Genomic DNA, 18,729 nt, shown 5'->3' on the forward strand with positions numbered 1-18,729 from the left:
GGTGAGCCGCGCCGAGCGGTTGCCGCCTGCTGCCGTCACGGTACCTCCGGCACCCCGGCGGCGCGTGCGCAGGCGTGGCCGGAGGCGGGCCACCCTCGTCGCTGTTACCCTGGTACCCCGTGGACCGGTGGCCGCAAGGCCCCGAAACCGCAGCGACGGCACCCCCCGGATCCGGGTCGGCAGCCGGCACGCACCTCACTTCGCGACCACGGGAGCCCCCTCTTGGCGATGCCGCCCGCTGCTTTTCGAAACAGCACAGCCATGACGACCAAGCACATCTTCGTCACCGGGGGTGTCGCCTCCTCCCTCGGCAAGGGCCTCACGGCCTCCAGCCTGGGTGCGCTGCTCAAGGCGCGGGGCCTTCGGGTCACGATGCAGAAGCTCGACCCGTACCTGAACGTCGACCCCGGCACCATGAACCCGTTCCAGCACGGTGAGGTGTTCGTCACCAACGACGGCGCCGAGACCGACCTGGACATCGGCCACTACGAGCGCTTCCTCGACGTCGACCTCGACGGCTCCGCCAACGTCACCACCGGCCAGGTCTACTCGCAGGTCATCGCCAAGGAGCGGCGCGGCGAGTACCTCGGTGACACCGTGCAGGTCATCCCGCACATCACCAACGAGATCAAGTCCCGCATCCGCAGGATGGCGACCGACGACGTCGACGTCGTCATCACCGAGGTCGGCGGCACCGTCGGCGACATCGAGTCGCTGCCGTTCCTGGAGACCGTCCGCCAGGTCCGCCACGAGGTCGGCCGCGACAACGTCTTCGTCGTGCACATCTCGCTGCTCCCGTACATCGGCCCGTCCGGGGAGCTGAAGACCAAGCCGACGCAGCACTCGGTCGCCGCGCTGCGCAACATCGGTATCCAGCCGGACGCGATCGTGCTGCGCGCCGACCGTGACGTGCCGACCGCGATCAAGCGCAAGATCTCGCTGATGTGCGACGTCGACGAGGCCGCGGTCGTCGCCGCCATCGACGCCAAGTCGATCTACGACATCCCCAAGGTGCTGCACACCGAGGGCCTGGACGCCTATGTCGTGCGCAAGCTCGACCTGCCGTTCCGCGACGTCGACTGGACGGTGTGGGAGGACCTGCTTGACCGGGTCCACAACCCCGACCACGAGGTCACCGTCGCCCTCGTCGGCAAGTACATCGACCTGCCCGACGCCTATCTGTCGGTGACAGAGGCGATGCGTGCCGGCGGTTTCGCCAACAAGGCCCGCGTCCAGGTCAAGTGGGTCACCTCCGACGACTGCAGGACGCCGGCCGGTGCGGCCAAGCAGCTCGGCGACGTCGACGCGATCGTCATCCCCGGCGGTTTCGGCGAGCGCGGCGTCAACGGCAAGGTCGGCGCCATCCAGTACGCCCGTGAGAACAGGATTCCGCTGCTGGGCCTCTGCCTGGGCCTGCAGTGCATCGTGATCGAGGCGGCGCGCAACCTGGCGGAGATCCCGGACGCCAACTCCACCGAGTTCGACGCGGCCACCTCGCACCCGGTGATCTCCACGATGGAGGAGCAGCTGGCGTACGTGGAGGGCGCGGGCGACCTGGGCGGCACCATGCGGCTCGGTCTGTACCCGGCGAAGCTCGCGGAAGGATCGATCGTGCGCGAGGTGTACGACGACCAGCCGTACGTCGAGGAGCGCCACCGCCACCGCTACGAGGTGAACAACAGCTACCGCGCGGAACTCGAGAAGAAGGCGGGCATCCTCTTCTCCGGCACGTCCCCCGACAACAGGCTCGTCGAGTACGTCGAGTACCCGCGTGAGGTGCACCCCTACCTCGTCGCCACCCAGGCGCACCCGGAGCTGCGCTCCCGTCCCACCCGTCCGCACCCGCTCTTCGCCGGTCTGGTGAAGGCGGCCGTGCAGCGGAAGGAAGAGGCGCGCACGACGGGCGAGTGACGCTCGGACGATACGGTTGACCGGGGTACGGACCTGACACGGTCCGTACCCCGGATTCCGTTGTGTGGGGTGGAAGGACGCTATCGATGGCCATCAAGGACACGCCCGAGCAGTGGCAGGTCACCGCGACCACGACGCCGTTCCGTGGCAACAAGACGAGCGTCCGCACCGACGACGTCGTCATGCCCGACGGCACGGTCGTCAAGCGTGACTACCAGGTTCACCCGGGCTCGGTCGCCGTGCTCGCCCTCGACGAGGACGGGCGGGTCCTGGTCCTGCGCCAGTACCGGCATCCCGTGCGGCAGAAGCTCTGGGAGATCCCGGCCGGACTGCTCGATGTGCCGGGGGAGAACCCGCTGCACGCCGCACAGCGGGAGTTGTACGAGGAGGCGCACGTCAAGGCGGAGGAGTGGCGGGTGCTCACCGACGTCTACCCCACGCCCGGCGGCTGCGACGAGGCCGTGCGGATCTTCCTCGCGCGGGGGCTGTCGGAAGCGGAGGGCGACCGCTTCGAGGTCTCGGAGGAGGAGGCCGACATGGAGCTGGCTCGGGTGCCGCTCGAGGAGCTGGTGCGGGGAGCGCTCGCCGGTGAACTCCACAACACCTGCCTCGTCGTCGGCGCTCTTTCCGCGGTCGCGGCGCGCGGCGGCGACGGGTTCGAGGCGCTGCGCCCCGCTGAGGCGCCGTGGCCGGCGAGGCCCTTCGAGGCGTGAGTACACCCATCGGCGTGCTTGATGTGACCATCTGCTGATCCGATCGGGTGATGACTCCGACGTCCGCTGCCGTGCTCCGCACGGATCGTCGCAGAGAGTGAACTACGCTCGAATCGCCCGCCCGGAGCCCCGGCGGGCTCGGCTCGTGCACGGCGGACGGGAGCGTGGCCCGTGACGGATCAGGCGCTGGACTTGGACGGCCCCCACCGGTCGGTTCCTGCTGAGCCCGACCGCCTCGCGAAGCAACCGGACGCGGACGCCACGCCCACCCGACCCGCGCCACAGGCGCCGCCCGCCCGGCCGGTCGGACACCGGCCTGAGACGCCCGCGGCGCCGGTCACCGAGAACTCGTCGCCGACCGGCAGCGGTGATCCGCGCGACGCGGAACAACCGGGCGCCGAGCCTCTCCGTCTCGGCCCGGACGCGCGGGTCTGGCGAGCGGCGGCGGCCGGCGAGGCACCCGGCGCCGGCGCCGCGGGGCAGGCCGCTGATCCGGCCGGCCCGGCACGGGACCGGGCCACGGACCGGGCCGCGGGACATCGCCGGGAGGAGGAGCCGCCCGGCGGGGGAGACGAGCCCCTTCCCGACGCCGCGACACCTGCCGGTTCCCCCATGGCGGAGTCCACCGACGGGCCGACGGCGGCGGTCCTGACCGCGGGCGACAGGCCCGATCGTCCGGAGTCCGACAACTCCCCGGTCGTGCCGGTCCTGTCGACTGCCGACGGCTTCCCGGTCGCGCCGGAGGCGGCCGAGTCGGACGGCCCGGCCGCGGCGGCCCCGTTGAAGGCCGAGGGCTTCCCGGTGGTGTCCGTCCCGTCGACTGGTGACGGCTTCCCGGTTGCGTCGGATGCGCCGGAGGCGGCCGAGTCGGACGGCCCGGCGGCGGCGGTCCCGTTGAAGGCCGACGGCCCGCTCACGGTGTCCGACCGAAACGCGGCGTCCGGGCCCGCCGGACGCGACGGACTCGAGGCACCCGGCCGGGAGAAGGCGGACCTCGGGCGTTCGCCGGCGGGACAGGGCGATGGTCCGGGTGCCCGACCCCGTGGCAGCGGCGCCCAGAAGGTGGCCGACGCCCGGGCGACGGGGAACGGGCCGGCCCGTGTGCCGTTCTTCGGGCGGCAGCGCGAGCTCAAGGCGCTCGTCGCCGACATCGAGAGGGCCGGCCTCGACACGCTCGCCGGCCGCAAGGCGCCCCGCGCCCGCGTGCTGCTGATCGCCGGCAGGCCCGGTACCGGGCGCACCGCGCTGGCGGAGGAACTCGCCCGCATGCTCGGCGCCCGGTACCCGGACGGCATCCTGCGGGTCAGGCTCACCGAACCCGGCGGCCGGCCGGTGCCCATGGAGGAGGCGGCCCGCGGACTGCTCGACCGGCTGCGCATCGCCTCACCGCCGGGCGCGGGCGACGACGAGCTCACCGAGATGGTGCGCGAGGCACTGGCCGTGCGCCGGGTGCTGCTGCTCATCGACGACGCCACGGACGCGGAGCAGGTGGACCTGCTGCTGCCGCAGAACCCCGGCTGCCTGGTGGTGGCCGTGTCCCGAGGCCCGCTCACCGGCATTCGCGACGTAAGGCCCTGCACCCTCGGCGGCATGGACGCCAAGTCCGCGATCGAACTGCTCGCCACCTTCACCGGCTCCGTACGGATCACGGTGGACCCGCAGGCCGCGGAGGCGGTCGCGGAGGAGTGCGGCGGTCAGCCCGCGGCGCTGGTACTCGTCGGCGGCTGGCTCGCCGCCCGCCCCAGCGCCTCGGTCGCCGACGCCGCCAAGCGGCTGCGCACAGTGCCGGAGGACGACCGGCACCCGACCGGGATCAAGCCCCTGGCCAGGGCGTTCCATCTGGTGTACGAGTCGCTTCCGCAGTCGGCCGCGCGGCTGCTGCGGCTGCTGGCGCTCACATCCGCCGGCCGTGCGGACGCGCACACCGCGTCCGCGCTGGCAGGCTGCTCGGTCTCGGAGGCCGAGGAGAGCCTCGAGCGCTTCGCCGGGCTGGGGCTTCTCCGCCGGGCGGGCGCGTCGTACGAGGTACCGGGAGCGCTCGCGCCGCTGCTGCGCACCCTGATGGAGGCCACCGACCGCCCGGCCGAGGTGCAGCTGGCCCGGGCGAGGATGCTGGAGCGGACGGTACGGCGCCTCCAGGCATGCAGGGCGATCACCGAACCCGAAGGCTCCCCGGCCCGCACGAAGCTCGCCGCTCTGCCCCGCGCCCTGCGCTTCGGCTCCGCACGGGCGGCCGGTGAATGGCTGCGCGCCGGGCTGCCGGAGCTGCTGGCCTCCGCGCGTCTCGTCGTCGAGGACGGTGAGCTGGACACCCTGGCACGCAGGCTGGTCGCGGCCCTGGTCAGGGCGCTGGCGGCGCACTGGGGCACGGAGGCGGCGGCCCCCGAGCTGTACGGTCTGCACCAGCTGGTCCTCGATGTCGCCGAGCGCCGGGGCCTGCACCGTGAGCAGGCCGCCGCACTGCTCAATCTCGCCGATCTGGACGCGCGGACCGGGCGCACCACGGACGCGCTGGCCCGCTACCGTGCCGCGCTCGACGCGGGCCGTGCCGCGAACGACCCGTACGCGACGGGCCGGGCGATGGAATCCGTAGGCGGCGCCCACCAGGAACTGGGCGACTGGCAGCGGGCCGCCGACTGGTACGGCAGGGCCCTGGCGCAGCGTCAGGCGCGCGGCGAACGCGCCGACGAGGCGCGGCTGTACGGGCGGCTGGGCACGGTCCACACCTACGCGGGCCGTTACGGGGAAGCGCTGCGGAGTTGGCGGGCGGCGGTCGCCGGATACCGCAAGGTCGGTGATCTGCCGTCCCAGGCAAGGGCGTTGAGCGAGGTCGCCCGGGTCCAGGAGTACGCGGGCCGGCCGGAGGAGTGTCTGCGCACCTGCCAGGAAGCGCTGGAACCGGCGCGCCGGGCGGGCGATGTGCGGCTGCACGCGGCGCTCCAGCTCAGGCTCGCCGACACCCTCGACCGCCTCGGCGATCCCGCTGCGGCGCGGCTGCACCGTACGACTGCGGAAAGAATGCTTGGAACAGAGGATTCAACCTACGAAATCCGTGGCACTGCGCTGAAAGATTAGTGCTTTGCAAGGCTAGACAGCTGGAAATCCTTCATTAGACTGGCAGCACCACGGCTTCTCGTGGTGTGTCCCGGTATGCCTTCGCGCGGCTGGGTACGCGTGTCATCGACCGATATATCCCCTGAGTCAAGGACCGTGATCGACGTGAAGGTCGGCATCCCCCGCGAGGTCAAGAACAACGAGTTCCGGGTGGCCATCACCCCCGCCGGCGTGCACGAGCTCGTGCGCAACGGTCACCAGGTCTTCATCGAGCAGAACGCCGGTGTCGGCTCCTCGATCACGGATGACGAGTACGTGGCCGCCGGTGCGCGGATCCTGCCCACCGCGGACGAGGTCTGGGCCACCGCCGACCTGCTGCTGAAGGTCAAGGAGCCCATCGCAGAGGAGTACCACCGCCTCCGCAAGGACCAGACGCTCTTCACTTACCTGCACCTCGCCGCCTCCCGCGAGTGCACCGACGCGCTGCTGGAGTCCGGCACCACCGCGATCGCCTACGAGACGGTCGAGGTGAACCGCGCGCTGCCGCTGCTCGCCCCCATGTCCGAGGTCGCGGGCCGGCTCGCCCCGCAGGTCGGCGCGTACCACCTGATGCGCTCGGTCGGCGGTCGCGGCGTGCTCCCCGGCGGTGTCCCCGGCACCCAGGCCGGCAAGGCCGTCGTCATCGGCGGTGGCGTCTCCGGCTGGAACGCCACCCAGATCGCCGTCGGCATGGGCTTCCACGTGACCCTGCTCGACAAGGACATCAACAAGCTCCGCGAGGCGGACAGGATCTTCGGCACCAAGGTGCAGACGATCGTCTCCAACGCCTTCGAACTGGAGAAGGCGGTCGTCGACGCGGACCTCGTCATCGGCGCCGTACTCATCCCCGGCGCCAAGGCGCCGAAGCTGGTCACCAACGAGCTCGTCGCCAAGATGAAGCCCGGAAGTGTACTTGTCGACATTGCAATCGATCAGGGTGGATGCTTCGAGGACTCGCGTCCGACCACCCACGCCGAGCCGACGTTCAACGTCCACAACTCGGTCTTCTACTGCGTCGCCAACATGCCGGGCGCGGTGCCGAACACGTCCACGTACGCGCTGACCAACGCCACGCTGCCCTACATCGTGTCGCTGGCCAACAACGGCTGGGTCGAGGCGCTGCGCCGTGACGCGGCGCTCGCCAAGGGCCTCAACACCCATGACGGCAAGGTGGTTTACCGCGAGGTCGCGGAGGCGCACGGCCTCGAGAGCGTCGAGCTGGGCACGCTGCTCCGCTAGGCGGTCAACGCGCGGCGTCAACATCACGAGTCCGGCCGGACCTTGCTCAGCAGGGTCCGGCCGGACTCGTCCGTGCCCGCTTTGCGGGGGTCGTTCAACTCGCCTCGAACGTAACCCTTTAACCGATTCGCGACCCCCCGAAACGTGCCGACGGAGGCACGCGGGACGGCCTGTGCGCCCTTGACAGAGGGGTGTTCGATTGCCGACACATCGGGCCGGGTCCGGCGGATTGTGTTGCTGCGGACCGGTGACACGCCATAGAGTCGCCAACCGTCGGCATGGTGCCACGCTGACCTATCGATAAGTTTCCTGGTCACGGTCCAAGGAGGTAAGACGACTTGTGAATGAGTCGACATTTACTCCCGGGGGTGGTCAACCAGGAACGGTCCACCTACGCCCTGAGGGTGTGGTGGCACCCCCGGTCGCGGGGCAGGACCCGTCGTCCGGTCTCGAGGCCGTCGGCTCCGTCGCTGTCCGCCCCTTCGCCACGCACCAGCGCCGGCACCCGACGCACATGACGACAGCCCACACGATGAAGATGATGGACGGCCAACACGTGAACGCCATGGCCGGCAACGAGAGTGGCAGAGAGTCCACCCACTTCGCCGCCTACGAGGAAGTCCCCGAAGGGCACTTCTACGACCCCGACGCCGAGTACGAGCCCGATCCCGAGTACGCGGCCACCCTCGCGCCCGACGCTGCCCGTCAGCGCCGCGAGAGGATCGGCCCCACCGGGCGTCCGCTGCCGTACTTCCCGATTCCGGGCCCGCTGACCGACCACGGCCCCGCGAAGATCATCGCGATGTGCAACCAGAAGGGCGGCGTCGGCAAGACGACGTCGACCATCAACCTGGGTGCCGCGCTCGCCGAGTACGGCCGACGGGTGCTCCTCGTCGACTTCGACCCGCAGGGCGCGCTGTCCGTGGGCCTGGGTGTCAACCCGATGGAGCTCGACCTCACCGTCTACAACCTGCTCATGGAGCGGGGCATGTCGGCGGACGAGGTTCTCCTGAAGACCGCCGTGCCCAACATGGACCTGCTGCCGAGCAACATCGACCTGTCGGCCGCGGAAGTGCAGTTGGTGAGCGAGGTCGCGCGCGAGTCCACGCTGCAGCGTGCGCTCAAGCCGCTGATGGCCGACTACGACTACATCGTGATCGACTGTCAGCCGTCGCTCGGCCTGCTCACCGTCAACGCGCTGACCGCGGCGCACAAGGTGATAGTGCCGCTCGAGTGCGAGTTCTTCGCGCTGCGAGGTGTGGCACTGCTGACCGAGACGATCGAGAAGGTCCAGGAGCGGCTCAACCCCGACCTGGAGCTGGACGGCATCCTCGCCACGATGTACGACTCGCGGACCGTGCACAGCCGCGAGGTGCTGGCGAGGGTCGTCGAGGCGTTCGACGACCACGTCTACCACACGGTCATCGGACGGACCGTCCGCTTCCCGGAGACCACGGTCGCCGGTGAACCCATCACGACGTACGCGTCGAACTCCGTCGGCGCCGCCGCCTACCGCCAGCTCGCCAGGGAGGTGCTCGCCCGGTGTCACGCCGAGTGAGTCTGCCCGGGGCCGACGAGCTGTTCCGTACGACCGGGGGCATGGCGCTGCAGTCGTCGTCCCCGCGCAAGCAGGGGAACCCGGCAGCGGGCGGCGGCGAGCCGCGGGTGCCGGCGCAGGGGGAGTCGGACGAGGCGTCGCCGTCGTCGTCCTCTTCCGCAGCCTCCGCCTCCTCCGCCTCGGAGGAGCACTCCACGGCGGCAGCGGACGCGACTGGCGAGGGACGCAGCCGGGCCAGGGACGGCGCGGGGCCCTCCGCCCGGGACGCGGGCACGGGAGCGGCCAAGGGCCGCCCTGCCGGGCAGGAGAGCGCTGCCGCCTCCCCGCCCCGCCGCCGCGGGCGCGGCGCGAACCGTCGCCCGAGCGGCCGCGAACGTCACGACGAGAAGATCACGGTCTACGTCTCCGCCGAGGAACTCATGGACCTCGAACACGCGCGTCTGGTGCTGCGCGGTGAACACGGACTGGCCGTCGACCGGGGCCGTATCGTCCGCGAAGCGGTGGCGGTGGTCCTCGCGGACCTCGAGCAGCGCGGCGACGCGAGCATCCTCGTGAGACGCCTGCGCGGCCGCTGACCGGGTAGCCTGCGGGCGCGCCTGTCCCTTCCGCTCCCTGGAACCACATGCCCCCGAACGACGCCCTGCCGAGCCCGTCCCGCCGCCGCGCCCTGGGACGGGGGCCGGGTGCGCCGCGCGAGGGCGGGGACGAGGTGGCCGGACCGGGGGAGGCTTCCCCCACCACGCCCTTTCCCGAGGCCGGTGGCGAGCCCCCGGCCCCCAACGCGTCCGAGCCCGGCGGGCGGGCGGCCGCGCCGCGCGGCGAGGAACCCGGTTCCGGGGCGGCCGGCGTGCCTGAGACGGCGGCGTCGCGTGGCGGGGTGCCCGGTCCGGTGGTGGAGGAGGCGTCCGAGCAGGACGCTTCGTCCGGCGCGGCGGGCTCTCGGGTGGCGGTCTGGGCGGGTGGCCGGCGGTCGGCTGGAGGTGTGGCAGCGGCCGGCGTGCCCGAGACGGCGGCGTCGCGTGGCGCAGTGGCGGGTCCGGTGGTGGAGGACGCGTCCGATGCCTCAGCGTCTGGCGTCGAGCTCGCCCCGGGGGCGGTTGGTGCCGGGCCGGCCCCTGAAGCGGTCCCGCCGCGTGGCGGGGAGCCGGCCCCCGCATCGGCCCCGCCGCGTGGCGGCGAGTTCGACCCGGGGTCCGCCGGGGCCACTGCCCCGTCACCCGAGGCGGCCTCGCCGGGTGACGCGGAGACCGGTCCGGGGGCAGACACGGCGGGCGACGGATTCCGGGTGAAGCTGGTCAACTTCGAGGGGCCGTTCGACCTGCTCCTGCAGTTGATCTCCCGGCACAAACTCGACGTCACCGAGGTCGCCCTCTCCAAGGTCACCGACGAGTTCATGACGTACATCCGCGCCATGGGCCCGGACTGGGACCTCGATCAGACCACCGAGTTCCTCGTCGTCGCCGCGACACTGCTCGACCTCAAGGCCGCCAGGCTGCTGCCGGCCGCCGAGGTGGAGGACGAGGGCGACCTCGCCCTGCTCGAAGCCCGTGACCTGCTCTTCGCGCGACTCCTCCAGTACCGCGCGTACAAGCAGATCGCCGACATCCTCGATCGGCGGCTGGACGACGAGGCGAGGAGGTTCCCCCGTACCGTCGGGCTGGAGCCCCACCTCGCGGAGCTGCTGCCCGAGGTCGTCATCAGCATCGGCGCGGAGGGCTTCGCCAGGCTCGCGGTGAAGGCGATGCAGCCCAAGCCGAAGCCGCAGGTGTACGTGGACCACATCCACGCGCCCCTGGTCAGCGTCCGCGAGCAGGCCGAGGTCGTGGTCGCCGTGCTCAAGGCGCGGGGCAGGGCCTCGTTCCGCGAGCTGACCGAGGGCGCTCCGGACACGCTGACCGTCGTGGCCCGCTTCCTCGCCCTGCTCGAGCTCTACCGGGAGAAGGCCGTCGTGCTGGACCAGGAGGACGCCCTCGGCGAGCTGACGGTGATCTGGGCAGCCCAAGGGGCCGAGGCGGTGACCGTGACGGACGAGTTCGATCAAGTGGTGGAGGAGAAGCAGTGAGCGATCTCAAGCCCGCCCTCGAGGCCGTCCTCATGGTCGTGGACGAACCGGCGACCGAGGAGCACCTCGCGAAGGTCCTGGAGCAGCCGCGCCGGGCCGTCGCGGACGCGCTGCGGGAGCTCGCCGACGAGTACACGGTCCAGGGCCGCGGATTCGAGCTGCGGCTCGTCGCCGGCGGCTGGCGGTTCTACAGCCGCCCGGAGCACGCCGGCGCCGTCGAGCGCTTCGTGCTCGACGGCCAGCACGCCAGGCTCACGCAGGCCGCGCTGGAAACCCTCGCGGTCGTCGCGTACCGGCAGCCGGTGAGCCGTTCACGGGTCTCCGCGGTGCGCGGAGTGAACTGCGACGGCGTGATGCGCACCCTCCTCCAGCGGGGTCTGGTCGAGGAGGCGGGCGCGGAACCCGAAACAGGTGCGATCCTGTACAGGACGACGAACTACTTTCTGGAGCGGATGGGCCTGCGCGGCCTGGACGAGCTCCCGGAGCTCGCGCCCTTCCTACCGGAGGCGGACGCGATCGAGGCGGACACGCTGGAAGGGGTTCCGTCGTTCGATCCGGATGCACCGGATCGTGATGACGCAGACGACAAGACGGAAATTTGATGCGAAGCAGCAGCGGCAGGAACAGCAGCGGAAACAACGGCGGGAGCCGTGGTGGCAACAGCGGCGGCCGCGGCAGCAGCGGTGGTGGGCGCGGGAACTACCGGGGCGCCGGCAACAGCAGGGACGACCAGCAGAAGCGTGCCGGCAAGCCCCGCCCCGAGGAGCGACGGTACGACGTGGGCGGTTCGTCCGAGGCGCCGAAGAAGGGCCGCGGCGGCGCGGCCCGCGGCGGAGCCAAGGGCGGTCCCCGGCAGTCCCCGCAGCGCGGTGGCGGCCGCACCACACCCGCGCGTTCGCGCGAGTACGACGCCCGCTCCGAGGAGCGCAACCGCGAGCGTTACGCGGACAAGCCGGTGATCAAGACCCCGAAGACCTTCGGGGACCAGGAGGGCGAGCGGCTCCAGAAGGTGCTCGCCCGCGCCGGCATGGGTTCGCGCCGGGCGTGCGAGGAGCTGATCGACGCCGGCCGTGTCGAGATCAACGGCAAGATCGTGATCGAGCAGGGCGTCCGCGTCGACCCCGAGAAGGACGAGATCAAGGTCGACGGCCTGACGGTCGCGACCCAGTCTTACCTTTTCTTCGCACTGAACAAGCCCGCCGGTGTCGTCTCCACGATGGAGGACCCGGACGGCCGCCAGTGCCTCGGTGACTACGTCACCAACCGTGAGACCCGGCTCTTCCACGTCGGCCGGCTCGACACGGAGACCGAGGGCATCATCCTGCTCACCAACCACGGTGAGCTGGCGCACCGCCTCACCCACCCGAAGTACGGCGTGAAGAAGACCTACCTCGCCGCCATCCAGGGGCCCCTGCCGCGTGAACTCGGCAAGCGGCTCAAGGACGGCATCCAGCTCGAGGACGGCTACGCCAGGGCCGACCACTTCCGTGTGGTGGAGAACACCGGCAAGAACTACCTCGTGGAGGTCACCCTCCACGAGGGCCGCAAGCACATCGTGCGCCGCATGCTCTCCGAGGCCGGCTTCCCGGTCGACAAGCTCGTGCGGACCGCGTTCGGTCCCATCGCGCTCGGCGACCAGAAGTCCGGCTGGCTGCGCCGACTGACGAACACCGAGGTCGGCATGCTGATGAAGGAAGTCGGCCTGTAGGCCCGACGGGGCGTCCGGCACAGACGTACACGAGGAGCCCGTGACTGGCCGGTCACGGGCTCCTCGTCGTCCTCGGCCCGAGTGGGGTACGCCGCGGCCCGTAACGCCTGCCACGCATCGGCACCCGCTGGGAGCGGGAGCCGGGCCGGCGGGCGCCACCATGGCGGCGAACGCCGGCCCGGCGCTGTCCAGGGTCAGCCGCACGCCGGTGTCGACGGGGTCACTCGGCCCTCTCCACGATCGTGCGCCCTCCAGCGCGGGCGGTACCGGGGCGCCGGCCGTCGCCGGACCGCAGGAGGCGGTCGAGCGTGAGGGGCAGGCCGCCCGCGGGGGCCAGTGCGAGCAGCAGGGCGGCGGCGGTGGCGCTGAACACCGAGCTGTTGAAGGGTGCTTCGAAGTCCGAGAAGAAGAACATCGACAGCGCGAAGCCCAGCAGCACCGCGCTGCTCGTCCAGGCCGAAAGGCGGGTCCCGGCCCCCAGCAGCAGGGTGACGCCGAGGGCCGCCTCGATCGCGGTGGCCGCACCGCCCACGACATCGACGAGGCCGCCGGAGAGGTAGGGGGCCAGATCGTGTACATAGGCGAGGTAGGCGTCGTAGCCGCCCCATGCCACGGCACCGGTCCCGGCCCCGCCCCACAGACCGAACCGGTCGGCGACCGCCGAGAGGAACCCGAGGCCCAGCGCGAAGCGGGCCAGGACGGTGGCGACCGCCCGGACGCGGGCGTGGTTCTCGGCGTTCCGGGCGCGCCGAAGGAGGTCGTTCAACTGCGTCATGAGTCCGCACTCCGACATACGTGGTCAGGAATCAGTGGTCGTGTGTGGTGCCGGGAACAGTGCACGGCTCATTCGGGGTGAGCGCCGGAGGCGGCGGACCGGGCCGGCTCTTCATAGGCGATCCGGTACGGGGCGGCGATGCGGTTGAGCTCCGCGGGGTCGAGGCGTCCCTTGTGGCTGATCCGGGACCGGTGCTCGATCAGGTCCTCCAGGTAGCACTCCCAGCCGCCGGGCGAGGAGATCTGGAGGACGCGGGGCGGCGGGGTGCTCGCCGGGCGCAGGGCGTGCGGGACGCCGTGGGGCAGCAGTACGAACTGGCCCGCCGTCGCCGTGTGGGTGGTGTCGTCGAACTCCACGCCGAGTTCGCCGGACAGTACGTAGACGCACTCGTCGGCTTCATGGTGGACGTGGCGCGGAATCTCCTGTGCCACGACGACCTCCATGAGGGAGAAGCGGCCCTCGGTGTCCTCGGTTCTGGCCTTCACGGCCATCGCCGGAGGCAGCGGCACCCGGGTGGTGCGGGTGGCGCCGGGGGCGAGGAGGATGAAACGGTCGTCGGACATGGGTATCCTTCCCTCTCAGAGACGGAATCGGAATCCGATTCCGTTTTAAGGGCAGCAGAGAAAGCAGTCGAATGTCAAGACCGTCACGGGCCGACGCGGAGCGAAATCGCCTGCGCGTGCTGGAAGTTGCGCACGATCTGTTCGCCGAGCGGGGCGACGAGGTGCAGATGGCTGAGGTGGCGCGGGCCGCCGGCGTCGGCGTGGGGACCGTCTACCGGCATTTTCCGACGCGGCGGGCCCTCGTCGAGGCCGTCGCCGTACGTCGGTTCGCGGAGATCCTGGCGTTCGCGGAGGAGCAGTGCCTGACGCAGCCCGACGCGTGCGGGGCGGTGGCCGCGCTGTTGACGCATGTGGGAGAGGTTCACGAGCAGGGGCGTGCCGTCTCCGGCGTGATCGAGGCGGCGTTCGGCGGTACGGCCCCCCGGGGTGAGGTCGGTGAGGCGTTGCTCGCGATGGGCGCGCGGCTGGTGGAGCGCGGCCGCGAAGACGGCACGCTGCGCGCGGATGTGACGGTGGGGGACCTGTACATGAGTGTGGGGGCGGTGGCGGTGCTGAGTCGCGACGCGATCGGCGACTGGCGCCGGTTCGTGCAGATCGTGCTGGACGGCCTGCGGGGGCGCTGAGCGTTTTCGGTCTGCCTGCGGGCGGACGCCGGACCCGTTGCCTGCGGGCTGGAACGCTCGGCCGTCTCGTGCGGAGTGGGTGGCCGAGGCGGCCTCGGTCGACGGTGCCTCCAAGTCGCGCTGTACGACGCCGAGCTCGAACCCGGCGGCCTCGCGCTGTGGGCGGCACTCGCGGGCGGCGGGACGGATGGGCGCACACCCCGTCGCAGGCCCCTTGTGGCGGCACCCGGGACCCTTTATAGTCATCCTGACTATAAAGGAGGCGGGTGTGAGTCTCGCAGACATCCTTCAGCCCTTGCAGCAGCCGCTGTTCACCGTGCTGGAGACCCCGGTGAGCTGGACCGAGTTCCTCGGGTTCGGCAGCGGCGCGCTCTGCGTGTGGCTCGTCGCCCGCCAGCACATCGCCAACTGGCCGATCGGCATCGCCAACAACGTCTTCTTCATCCTGCTCTTCACCCAGGCGGGCCTGTACGCCGACGCCGGCCTGCAGGTCGTCTTCATCACCCTCGCCGCGTACGGCTGGTGGACCTGGACCCACGGGGGTGGACCAGGCTCTTCCGTCCTGCCGGTGCGGCGCACCACCCGCACCGAATGGACCTGGCTGCTCGCGGCGGGGGCGGTGGGGACACTCGCGCTCACCCTGCTCCTGGACCGGGCCACCGACTCCACCGTCCCCTTCTGGGACGCCCTGACGACCGCCCTGTCGCTGATGGCGACGTACGGGCAGTGCCGCAAGCGCCTGGAGTCGTGGTGGCTGTGGATCGCCGCCGACGTGGTGTACGTACCGCTGTACGCGTACAAGGAGCTCTATCTGACCGCGCTGCTCTACATCGGGTTCATGGCGCTGTGTGTCGCCGGTCTGCTGAACTGGTCGCGCGACCTGACCGCCCGGCGACAGGCGGTGGCGGCATGAGGCGCCACGGACACGGCCTGGTCCTCGGCAAGTTCTATCCGCCGCACGCGGGCCACCACCATCTCGTGCGGACCGCGGCGGCCCACTGCGAACGGCTCACCGTTCTGGTGTGCGCCTCGTCCGTCGAGACGCTCCCGCTCGCGGACCGGGTGGCCTGGATGCGCGAAGTGCACCCCGGCGTACGGGTCGTGGGCACGATGGACGACGTTCCGGTGGACATGAACGACCCCGCGGTCTGGGACGCCCACATGGCCGTCTTCCGCGCCGCCGTCCCCGAGCCCGTGGACGCCGTCTTCACCTCGGAGGCGTACGGCGCGGAACTGGGCCGCCGGTTCGGCGCCGAACCGGTCTGCGTCGACCCCGACCGCGGCGCCTTCCCGGTCTCCGGAACCGCCGTACGCAAGGACCCCGTCGGCTGCTGGGACTTCCTCGAGCCCCCGGTGCGGGCCGCGCTCGCCCGCCGGGTGGTCGTCCTCGGCGCGGAGTCCACCGGCACCACCACGATGGCCGGCGCCCTCGCGGAGCACTACCGGCGGCGCGGCGGGGTGTGGCGGCGGACCCGCTGTGTGCCCGAGTACGGCCGGGAGTACAGCGAACACAAGCTGGCCGCGCTGCGGGCACGGCGACCGGGGGCGGACTGGGCCGGGGTCGAGTTCACGTCCGAGGAGTTCCCGCTGATCGCACGACGGCAGGCGGAGCTCGAGGAGGAGGCGGCACGCGCCGGCTCTCCCGTCGTGTTCTGCGACACCGACGCCTTCGCCACCACCATCTGGCACGAGCGCTACACGCAACGCCCCTACCCGGTGGCCCCCGAACCGCGAAGGCAGCACCTGTGGCTGCTGACCGGCCACGAAGGCGTCGCCTTCGAGGACGACGGTCTGCGCGACGGCGAGCACCTCCGGCCGTGGATGACCGGCCGCTTCCGCGAGGAACTGGCCCGCACCGGCCGCCGCACCGTCGAACTCACCGGACCGCACGAGCAGCGCCTCGCCACCGCGGTCGCCGCCGTGGACGCACTGATCGACGAGGGATGGGACCTCGCGGACCCTCTGCCGGAGAAACGATGAGCGCCCCCCGCCCCGCCGGCTACGACCCGTACGCCTTCGAACCGTTCGCCGTCACCGTCGATCTGGCCGTCTTCACGGTGAGGGAGAACCGGCTGCACGTGCTGCTCGTCGAACGCGGCCAGGAGCCCTACGAGGGCGCCTGGGCGCTGCCGGGAGGCTTTCTGCTGCCCAGGGAGTCGGCGGAGAGCGCCGCGCGCCGCGAACTGGCGGAGGAGACCGGCCTCACCGAGCGCACCGCCGCCGACCTCCACCTGGAACAACTGCGCACCTACAGCGAACCGGACCGTGACCCGCGGATGCGCGTCGTGTCCGTCGCGTACACCGCGCTCGTCCCCGACCTGCCGGAGCCACGGGGCGGCGGCGACGCGGCACACGCCCGGTGGACACCGCTGCCGGCGGCCGTGCCCCTGGCCTTCGACCACGACCGGATCCTCGCCGACGCGCAGGAGCGCATCGGCGCCAAGCTCGAGTACACCTGTCTCGCCACCGCCTTCTGCCCGGGCGAGTTCACGCTCGGGGAACTGCAGCAGGTGTACGAGACCGTCTGGGGCGTCGCGCTCGACCGCCCCAACTTCCGGCGCAAGGTGCTCGCCACGCCCGGCTTCGTCGAGGCCGTCGAGGGCGAACCGCGCCGAACCGGCGGCCGTGGCAAACCGGCCGCGCTCTACCGGGCGGGAGCCGCGTCCGCCCTGCACCCACCACTGCTGCGACCGGAGGGACGGCACCAGCCATGACCAGCACGAGAAGTACCACGCCCATCACCAAGCAGGCCGCCACCGGGGCGCTCACCGGGCTCGCGCTCGGCGACGCCCTCGGCTTTCCCACCGAGTTCAGCGACGTGCCGTCCATCCTCGCCAAGTGCGGGCCGTGGCGGCGGATGGAACTGCCCGCCCCCGCGATCGTCACCGACGACACCCAGATGACACTCGCGCTGGCCCGAGGCATCCGCACGGCCATGTCCCACGGCCCGCTCGTCGCCTCCCGGCTCGTCCGGCCGGTGCGCGAGGAGTTCGTCGACTGGTACCACTCGCCGGAGAACAACCGGGCGCCCGGCCGCACCTGTCTGGTCGCCTGCCAGAAGCTCGACAGCGACCTGCCGTGGCAGCAGGCCGGTCAGATCGACTCCAAGGGCTGCGGGGCCAACATGCGCGTCGCGCCGGTGGGGCTCGTGCCCGGCCTGAGCGAGGAACAGCGGTCCGGCGCGGCGCAGTTGCAGTCCGCGCTCACCCACGGGCACCCGACGGCCCTCGCGGCGAGCGACCTCACGGCCCGCGCCGTCCATCTGCTGGCGCAGGGCGTGGAACCGACCGGTCTCGTGGGCCGGCTGCGCTCGTACGCGTACGACAACCGCAGCCGCTACCAGCACCACTGGCTCGGCGACCTGTGGACGTACTCGCACGACGCGACGCCGGAGGCGTTCATCGCGCGCGGCTGGGACGAGTGCCTGGGCATCCTCGAGCGGCTCGCCGAGGCCCTGCGCGCGCCCGAGCCGGAGCTCGACCCCTGCCTCGCCACCGGCGACGGCTGGGTCGCGGAGGAGGCGCTCGCCACGGGGCTGCTGTGCTTCCTGATGTTCCCGGAGGACCCCCTGACGGCACTGCGCCGGGCCGCGTGCACCAAGGGCGACTCGGACTCGATCGCGTGCCTGGCCGGCGCCTTCGCGGGGGCGCACCTGGGCGCGCGGGCGTGGCCGGACGAATGGGCGGACAGGGTCGAGTACCGGGACGAGCTCGTGACGTTGGGGGCGCTCTGGGACGCGTGACGCCGGGGCGCTGTCCGGAGCGCCACGGGGTCTCACCCGGCAGAGGCCCTTCTGGCACGCACCAGGAAGTCCTCCACGCGAGCCCGGTCCGGCTCCGGAGGGAGCGGGGAGGAGGCGGCCGCCGCGTCCGCCTCTCCGGCAAGGCGCGTCATCCAGGCCTCCACTTGGTCCCACGGCACCTCGCCGCGCTTGACCTCCAGCAGCGGTTCGCGGGCCGCGCCCACGTCGATCACCAGCTCGCCGGTGCGCAGCAGATCGCGGCAGCTGGACAGCAGCCGCAGCAGGTGCATGGCGTGCTTCCAGCGCGGCGCCCCGTGGAGGCGCACGTCCGCCTCCAGTTTTCTGCGCTGTCCCGTCGCGTAGCGCACGAACGTCCCGTGCGCCTGGCGGGAGAGGAGCGCCCCGCGCAGGGAGAGCAGTTCACGACCGGTGTCGTCGATGTGCTCGACGATGGGGGAGTGCAGGCACTCCAGTACGTTCGGATTGGCGCGCAGCGCGAGCTCCAGAAACCGCTCCAGTTCCCAGGAGAACTGCTCGTCGGCAGGCCCCTCCAGATGCGTGGGAGGCTTCTCGAAGCCCCAGAAGAGCGGCGTCGGCGCGAGGAACACTCCCCGGCGGTCGATGTCGCTGTCCTCGGAGGCCAGGCCGAAGGCCCGCGACCCCATGACGCAGGAGTAGACCGTGTGGTCGCGGATCAGCGTCCTCGCAGTCTCGGGCGTCATGCGCGAGAGATTACGCGAGG

Annotated in this window: 17 protein-coding genes; 14 read left to right on the forward strand and 3 right to left on the reverse strand. The window is 71.7% G+C overall.

The genetic code is table 11. The annotated features are described in order from the left end of the window. Window positions 1-261: 261 nt before the first annotated feature. The 9 genes from ACFYV1_RS22530 (at window position 262) to ACFYV1_RS22570 (ending at window position 12,284) form a co-directional block, all read left to right on the forward strand. Window positions 262-1,911, forward strand: a complete 1,650-nt coding sequence (locus ACFYV1_RS22530; RefSeq protein WP_389397324.1) for a CTP synthase — start codon at window positions 262-264, stop codon at window positions 1,909-1,911. Between the two features lie 86 nt (window positions 1,912-1,997). Then, the gene (locus ACFYV1_RS22535; RefSeq protein WP_389397325.1) at window positions 1,998-2,624 is read left to right on the forward strand and encodes an NUDIX domain-containing protein; all 627 of its coding nucleotides are present in this window, start codon (window positions 1,998-2,000) and stop codon (window positions 2,622-2,624) included. A 1,062-nt stretch (window positions 2,625-3,686) separates the two neighbouring features. Next, window positions 3,687-5,699, forward strand: a complete 2,013-nt coding sequence (locus tag ACFYV1_RS22540; RefSeq protein WP_389397693.1) for a tetratricopeptide repeat protein — start codon at window positions 3,687-3,689, stop codon at window positions 5,697-5,699. Window positions 5,700-5,843: 144 nt separating this feature from the next. After that, window positions 5,844-6,956, forward strand: coding sequence for an alanine dehydrogenase (ald, locus tag ACFYV1_RS22545; protein ID WP_389397694.1), 1,113 nt, complete (start codon window positions 5,844-5,846; stop codon window positions 6,954-6,956). A gap of 409 nt (window positions 6,957-7,365) precedes the next feature. Beyond that, window positions 7,366-8,514, forward strand: a complete 1,149-nt coding sequence (locus tag ACFYV1_RS22550) for a ParA family protein (protein WP_389397326.1) — start codon at window positions 7,366-7,368, stop codon at window positions 8,512-8,514. Beyond that, window positions 8,511-9,089, forward strand: coding sequence for a hypothetical protein (locus ACFYV1_RS22555; RefSeq protein ID WP_389397695.1), 579 nt, complete (start codon window positions 8,511-8,513; stop codon window positions 9,087-9,089). The genes ACFYV1_RS22550 and ACFYV1_RS22555 overlap by 4 nt, the downstream gene beginning before the upstream one ends. Window positions 9,090-9,136: 47 nt before the next feature. Then, window positions 9,137-10,576: a segregation/condensation protein A gene (locus ACFYV1_RS22560; protein WP_389397327.1), complete on the forward strand. Its 1,440-nt coding sequence runs from the start codon at window positions 9,137-9,139 to the stop codon at window positions 10,574-10,576. Further along, entirely contained in the window at window positions 10,573-11,178 is a 606-nt protein-coding gene (scpB, locus tag ACFYV1_RS22565) for an SMC-Scp complex subunit ScpB (protein WP_389397328.1), read from the forward strand. The genes ACFYV1_RS22560 and scpB overlap by 4 nt, the downstream gene beginning before the upstream one ends. Continuing rightward, the gene (locus ACFYV1_RS22570) at window positions 11,178-12,284 is read left to right on the forward strand and encodes a pseudouridine synthase (RefSeq protein ID WP_389397329.1); all 1,107 of its coding nucleotides are present in this window, start codon (window positions 11,178-11,180) and stop codon (window positions 12,282-12,284) included. The genes scpB and ACFYV1_RS22570 overlap by 1 nt, the downstream gene beginning before the upstream one ends. 220 nt (window positions 12,285-12,504) lie before the next feature. Here ACFYV1_RS22570 and ACFYV1_RS22575 read toward each other — a convergent pair whose 3' ends face one another. After that, on the reverse strand, window positions 12,505-13,059 hold the full coding sequence (locus tag ACFYV1_RS22575; RefSeq protein WP_389397330.1) for a hypothetical protein: 555 nt from the start codon (window positions 13,057-13,059) through the stop codon (window positions 12,505-12,507). Window positions 13,060-13,127: 68 nt separating this feature from the next. Further along, window positions 13,128-13,622, reverse strand: a complete 495-nt coding sequence (locus ACFYV1_RS22580) for a cupin domain-containing protein (RefSeq protein ID WP_389397331.1) — start codon at window positions 13,620-13,622, stop codon at window positions 13,128-13,130. Between the two features lie 71 nt (window positions 13,623-13,693). On the opposite strand from ACFYV1_RS22580, the gene ACFYV1_RS22585 reads away from it, so the two are divergent. The 5 genes from ACFYV1_RS22585 to ACFYV1_RS22605 all read left to right on the forward strand — a co-directional run bounded on the left by ACFYV1_RS22585 (window position 13,694) and on the right by ACFYV1_RS22605 (window position 17,987). Further along, on the forward strand, window positions 13,694-14,245 hold the full coding sequence (locus tag ACFYV1_RS22585; protein ID WP_389397332.1) for a TetR/AcrR family transcriptional regulator: 552 nt from the start codon (window positions 13,694-13,696) through the stop codon (window positions 14,243-14,245). A 268-nt stretch (window positions 14,246-14,513) separates the two neighbouring features. Continuing rightward, window positions 14,514-15,158, forward strand: a complete 645-nt coding sequence (gene pnuC / locus ACFYV1_RS22590; RefSeq protein ID WP_389397333.1) for a nicotinamide riboside transporter PnuC — start codon at window positions 14,514-14,516, stop codon at window positions 15,156-15,158. Then, the gene (locus tag ACFYV1_RS22595) at window positions 15,155-16,225 is read left to right on the forward strand and encodes an AAA family ATPase (RefSeq protein WP_389397334.1); all 1,071 of its coding nucleotides are present in this window, start codon (window positions 15,155-15,157) and stop codon (window positions 16,223-16,225) included. Before pnuC ends, ACFYV1_RS22595 begins: the two co-directional genes overlap by 4 nt. Continuing rightward, window positions 16,222-16,959 carry an NUDIX domain-containing protein gene (locus ACFYV1_RS22600; protein WP_389397335.1) on the forward strand — a complete coding sequence of 246 codons (738 nt, stop codon included), beginning with the start codon at window positions 16,222-16,224 and terminating at the stop codon, window positions 16,957-16,959. The genes ACFYV1_RS22595 and ACFYV1_RS22600 overlap by 4 nt, the downstream gene beginning before the upstream one ends. Continuing rightward, window positions 16,956-17,987: an ADP-ribosylglycohydrolase family protein gene (locus ACFYV1_RS22605; protein ID WP_389397336.1), complete on the forward strand. Its 1,032-nt coding sequence runs from the start codon at window positions 16,956-16,958 to the stop codon at window positions 17,985-17,987. The genes ACFYV1_RS22600 and ACFYV1_RS22605 overlap by 4 nt, the downstream gene beginning before the upstream one ends. A gap of 32 nt (window positions 17,988-18,019) precedes the next feature. Here ACFYV1_RS22605 and ACFYV1_RS22610 read toward each other — a convergent pair whose 3' ends face one another. Then, window positions 18,020-18,709 carry a DNA polymerase beta superfamily protein gene (locus tag ACFYV1_RS22610; RefSeq protein ID WP_389397337.1) on the reverse strand — a complete coding sequence of 230 codons (690 nt, stop codon included), beginning with the start codon at window positions 18,707-18,709 and terminating at the stop codon, window positions 18,020-18,022. Window positions 18,710-18,729 lie beyond the last annotated feature (20 nt).

The organism is Streptomyces sp. NPDC003023, from assembly GCF_042888225.1.
Classification (GTDB): domain Bacteria; phylum Actinomycetota; class Actinomycetes; order Streptomycetales; family Streptomycetaceae; genus Streptomyces.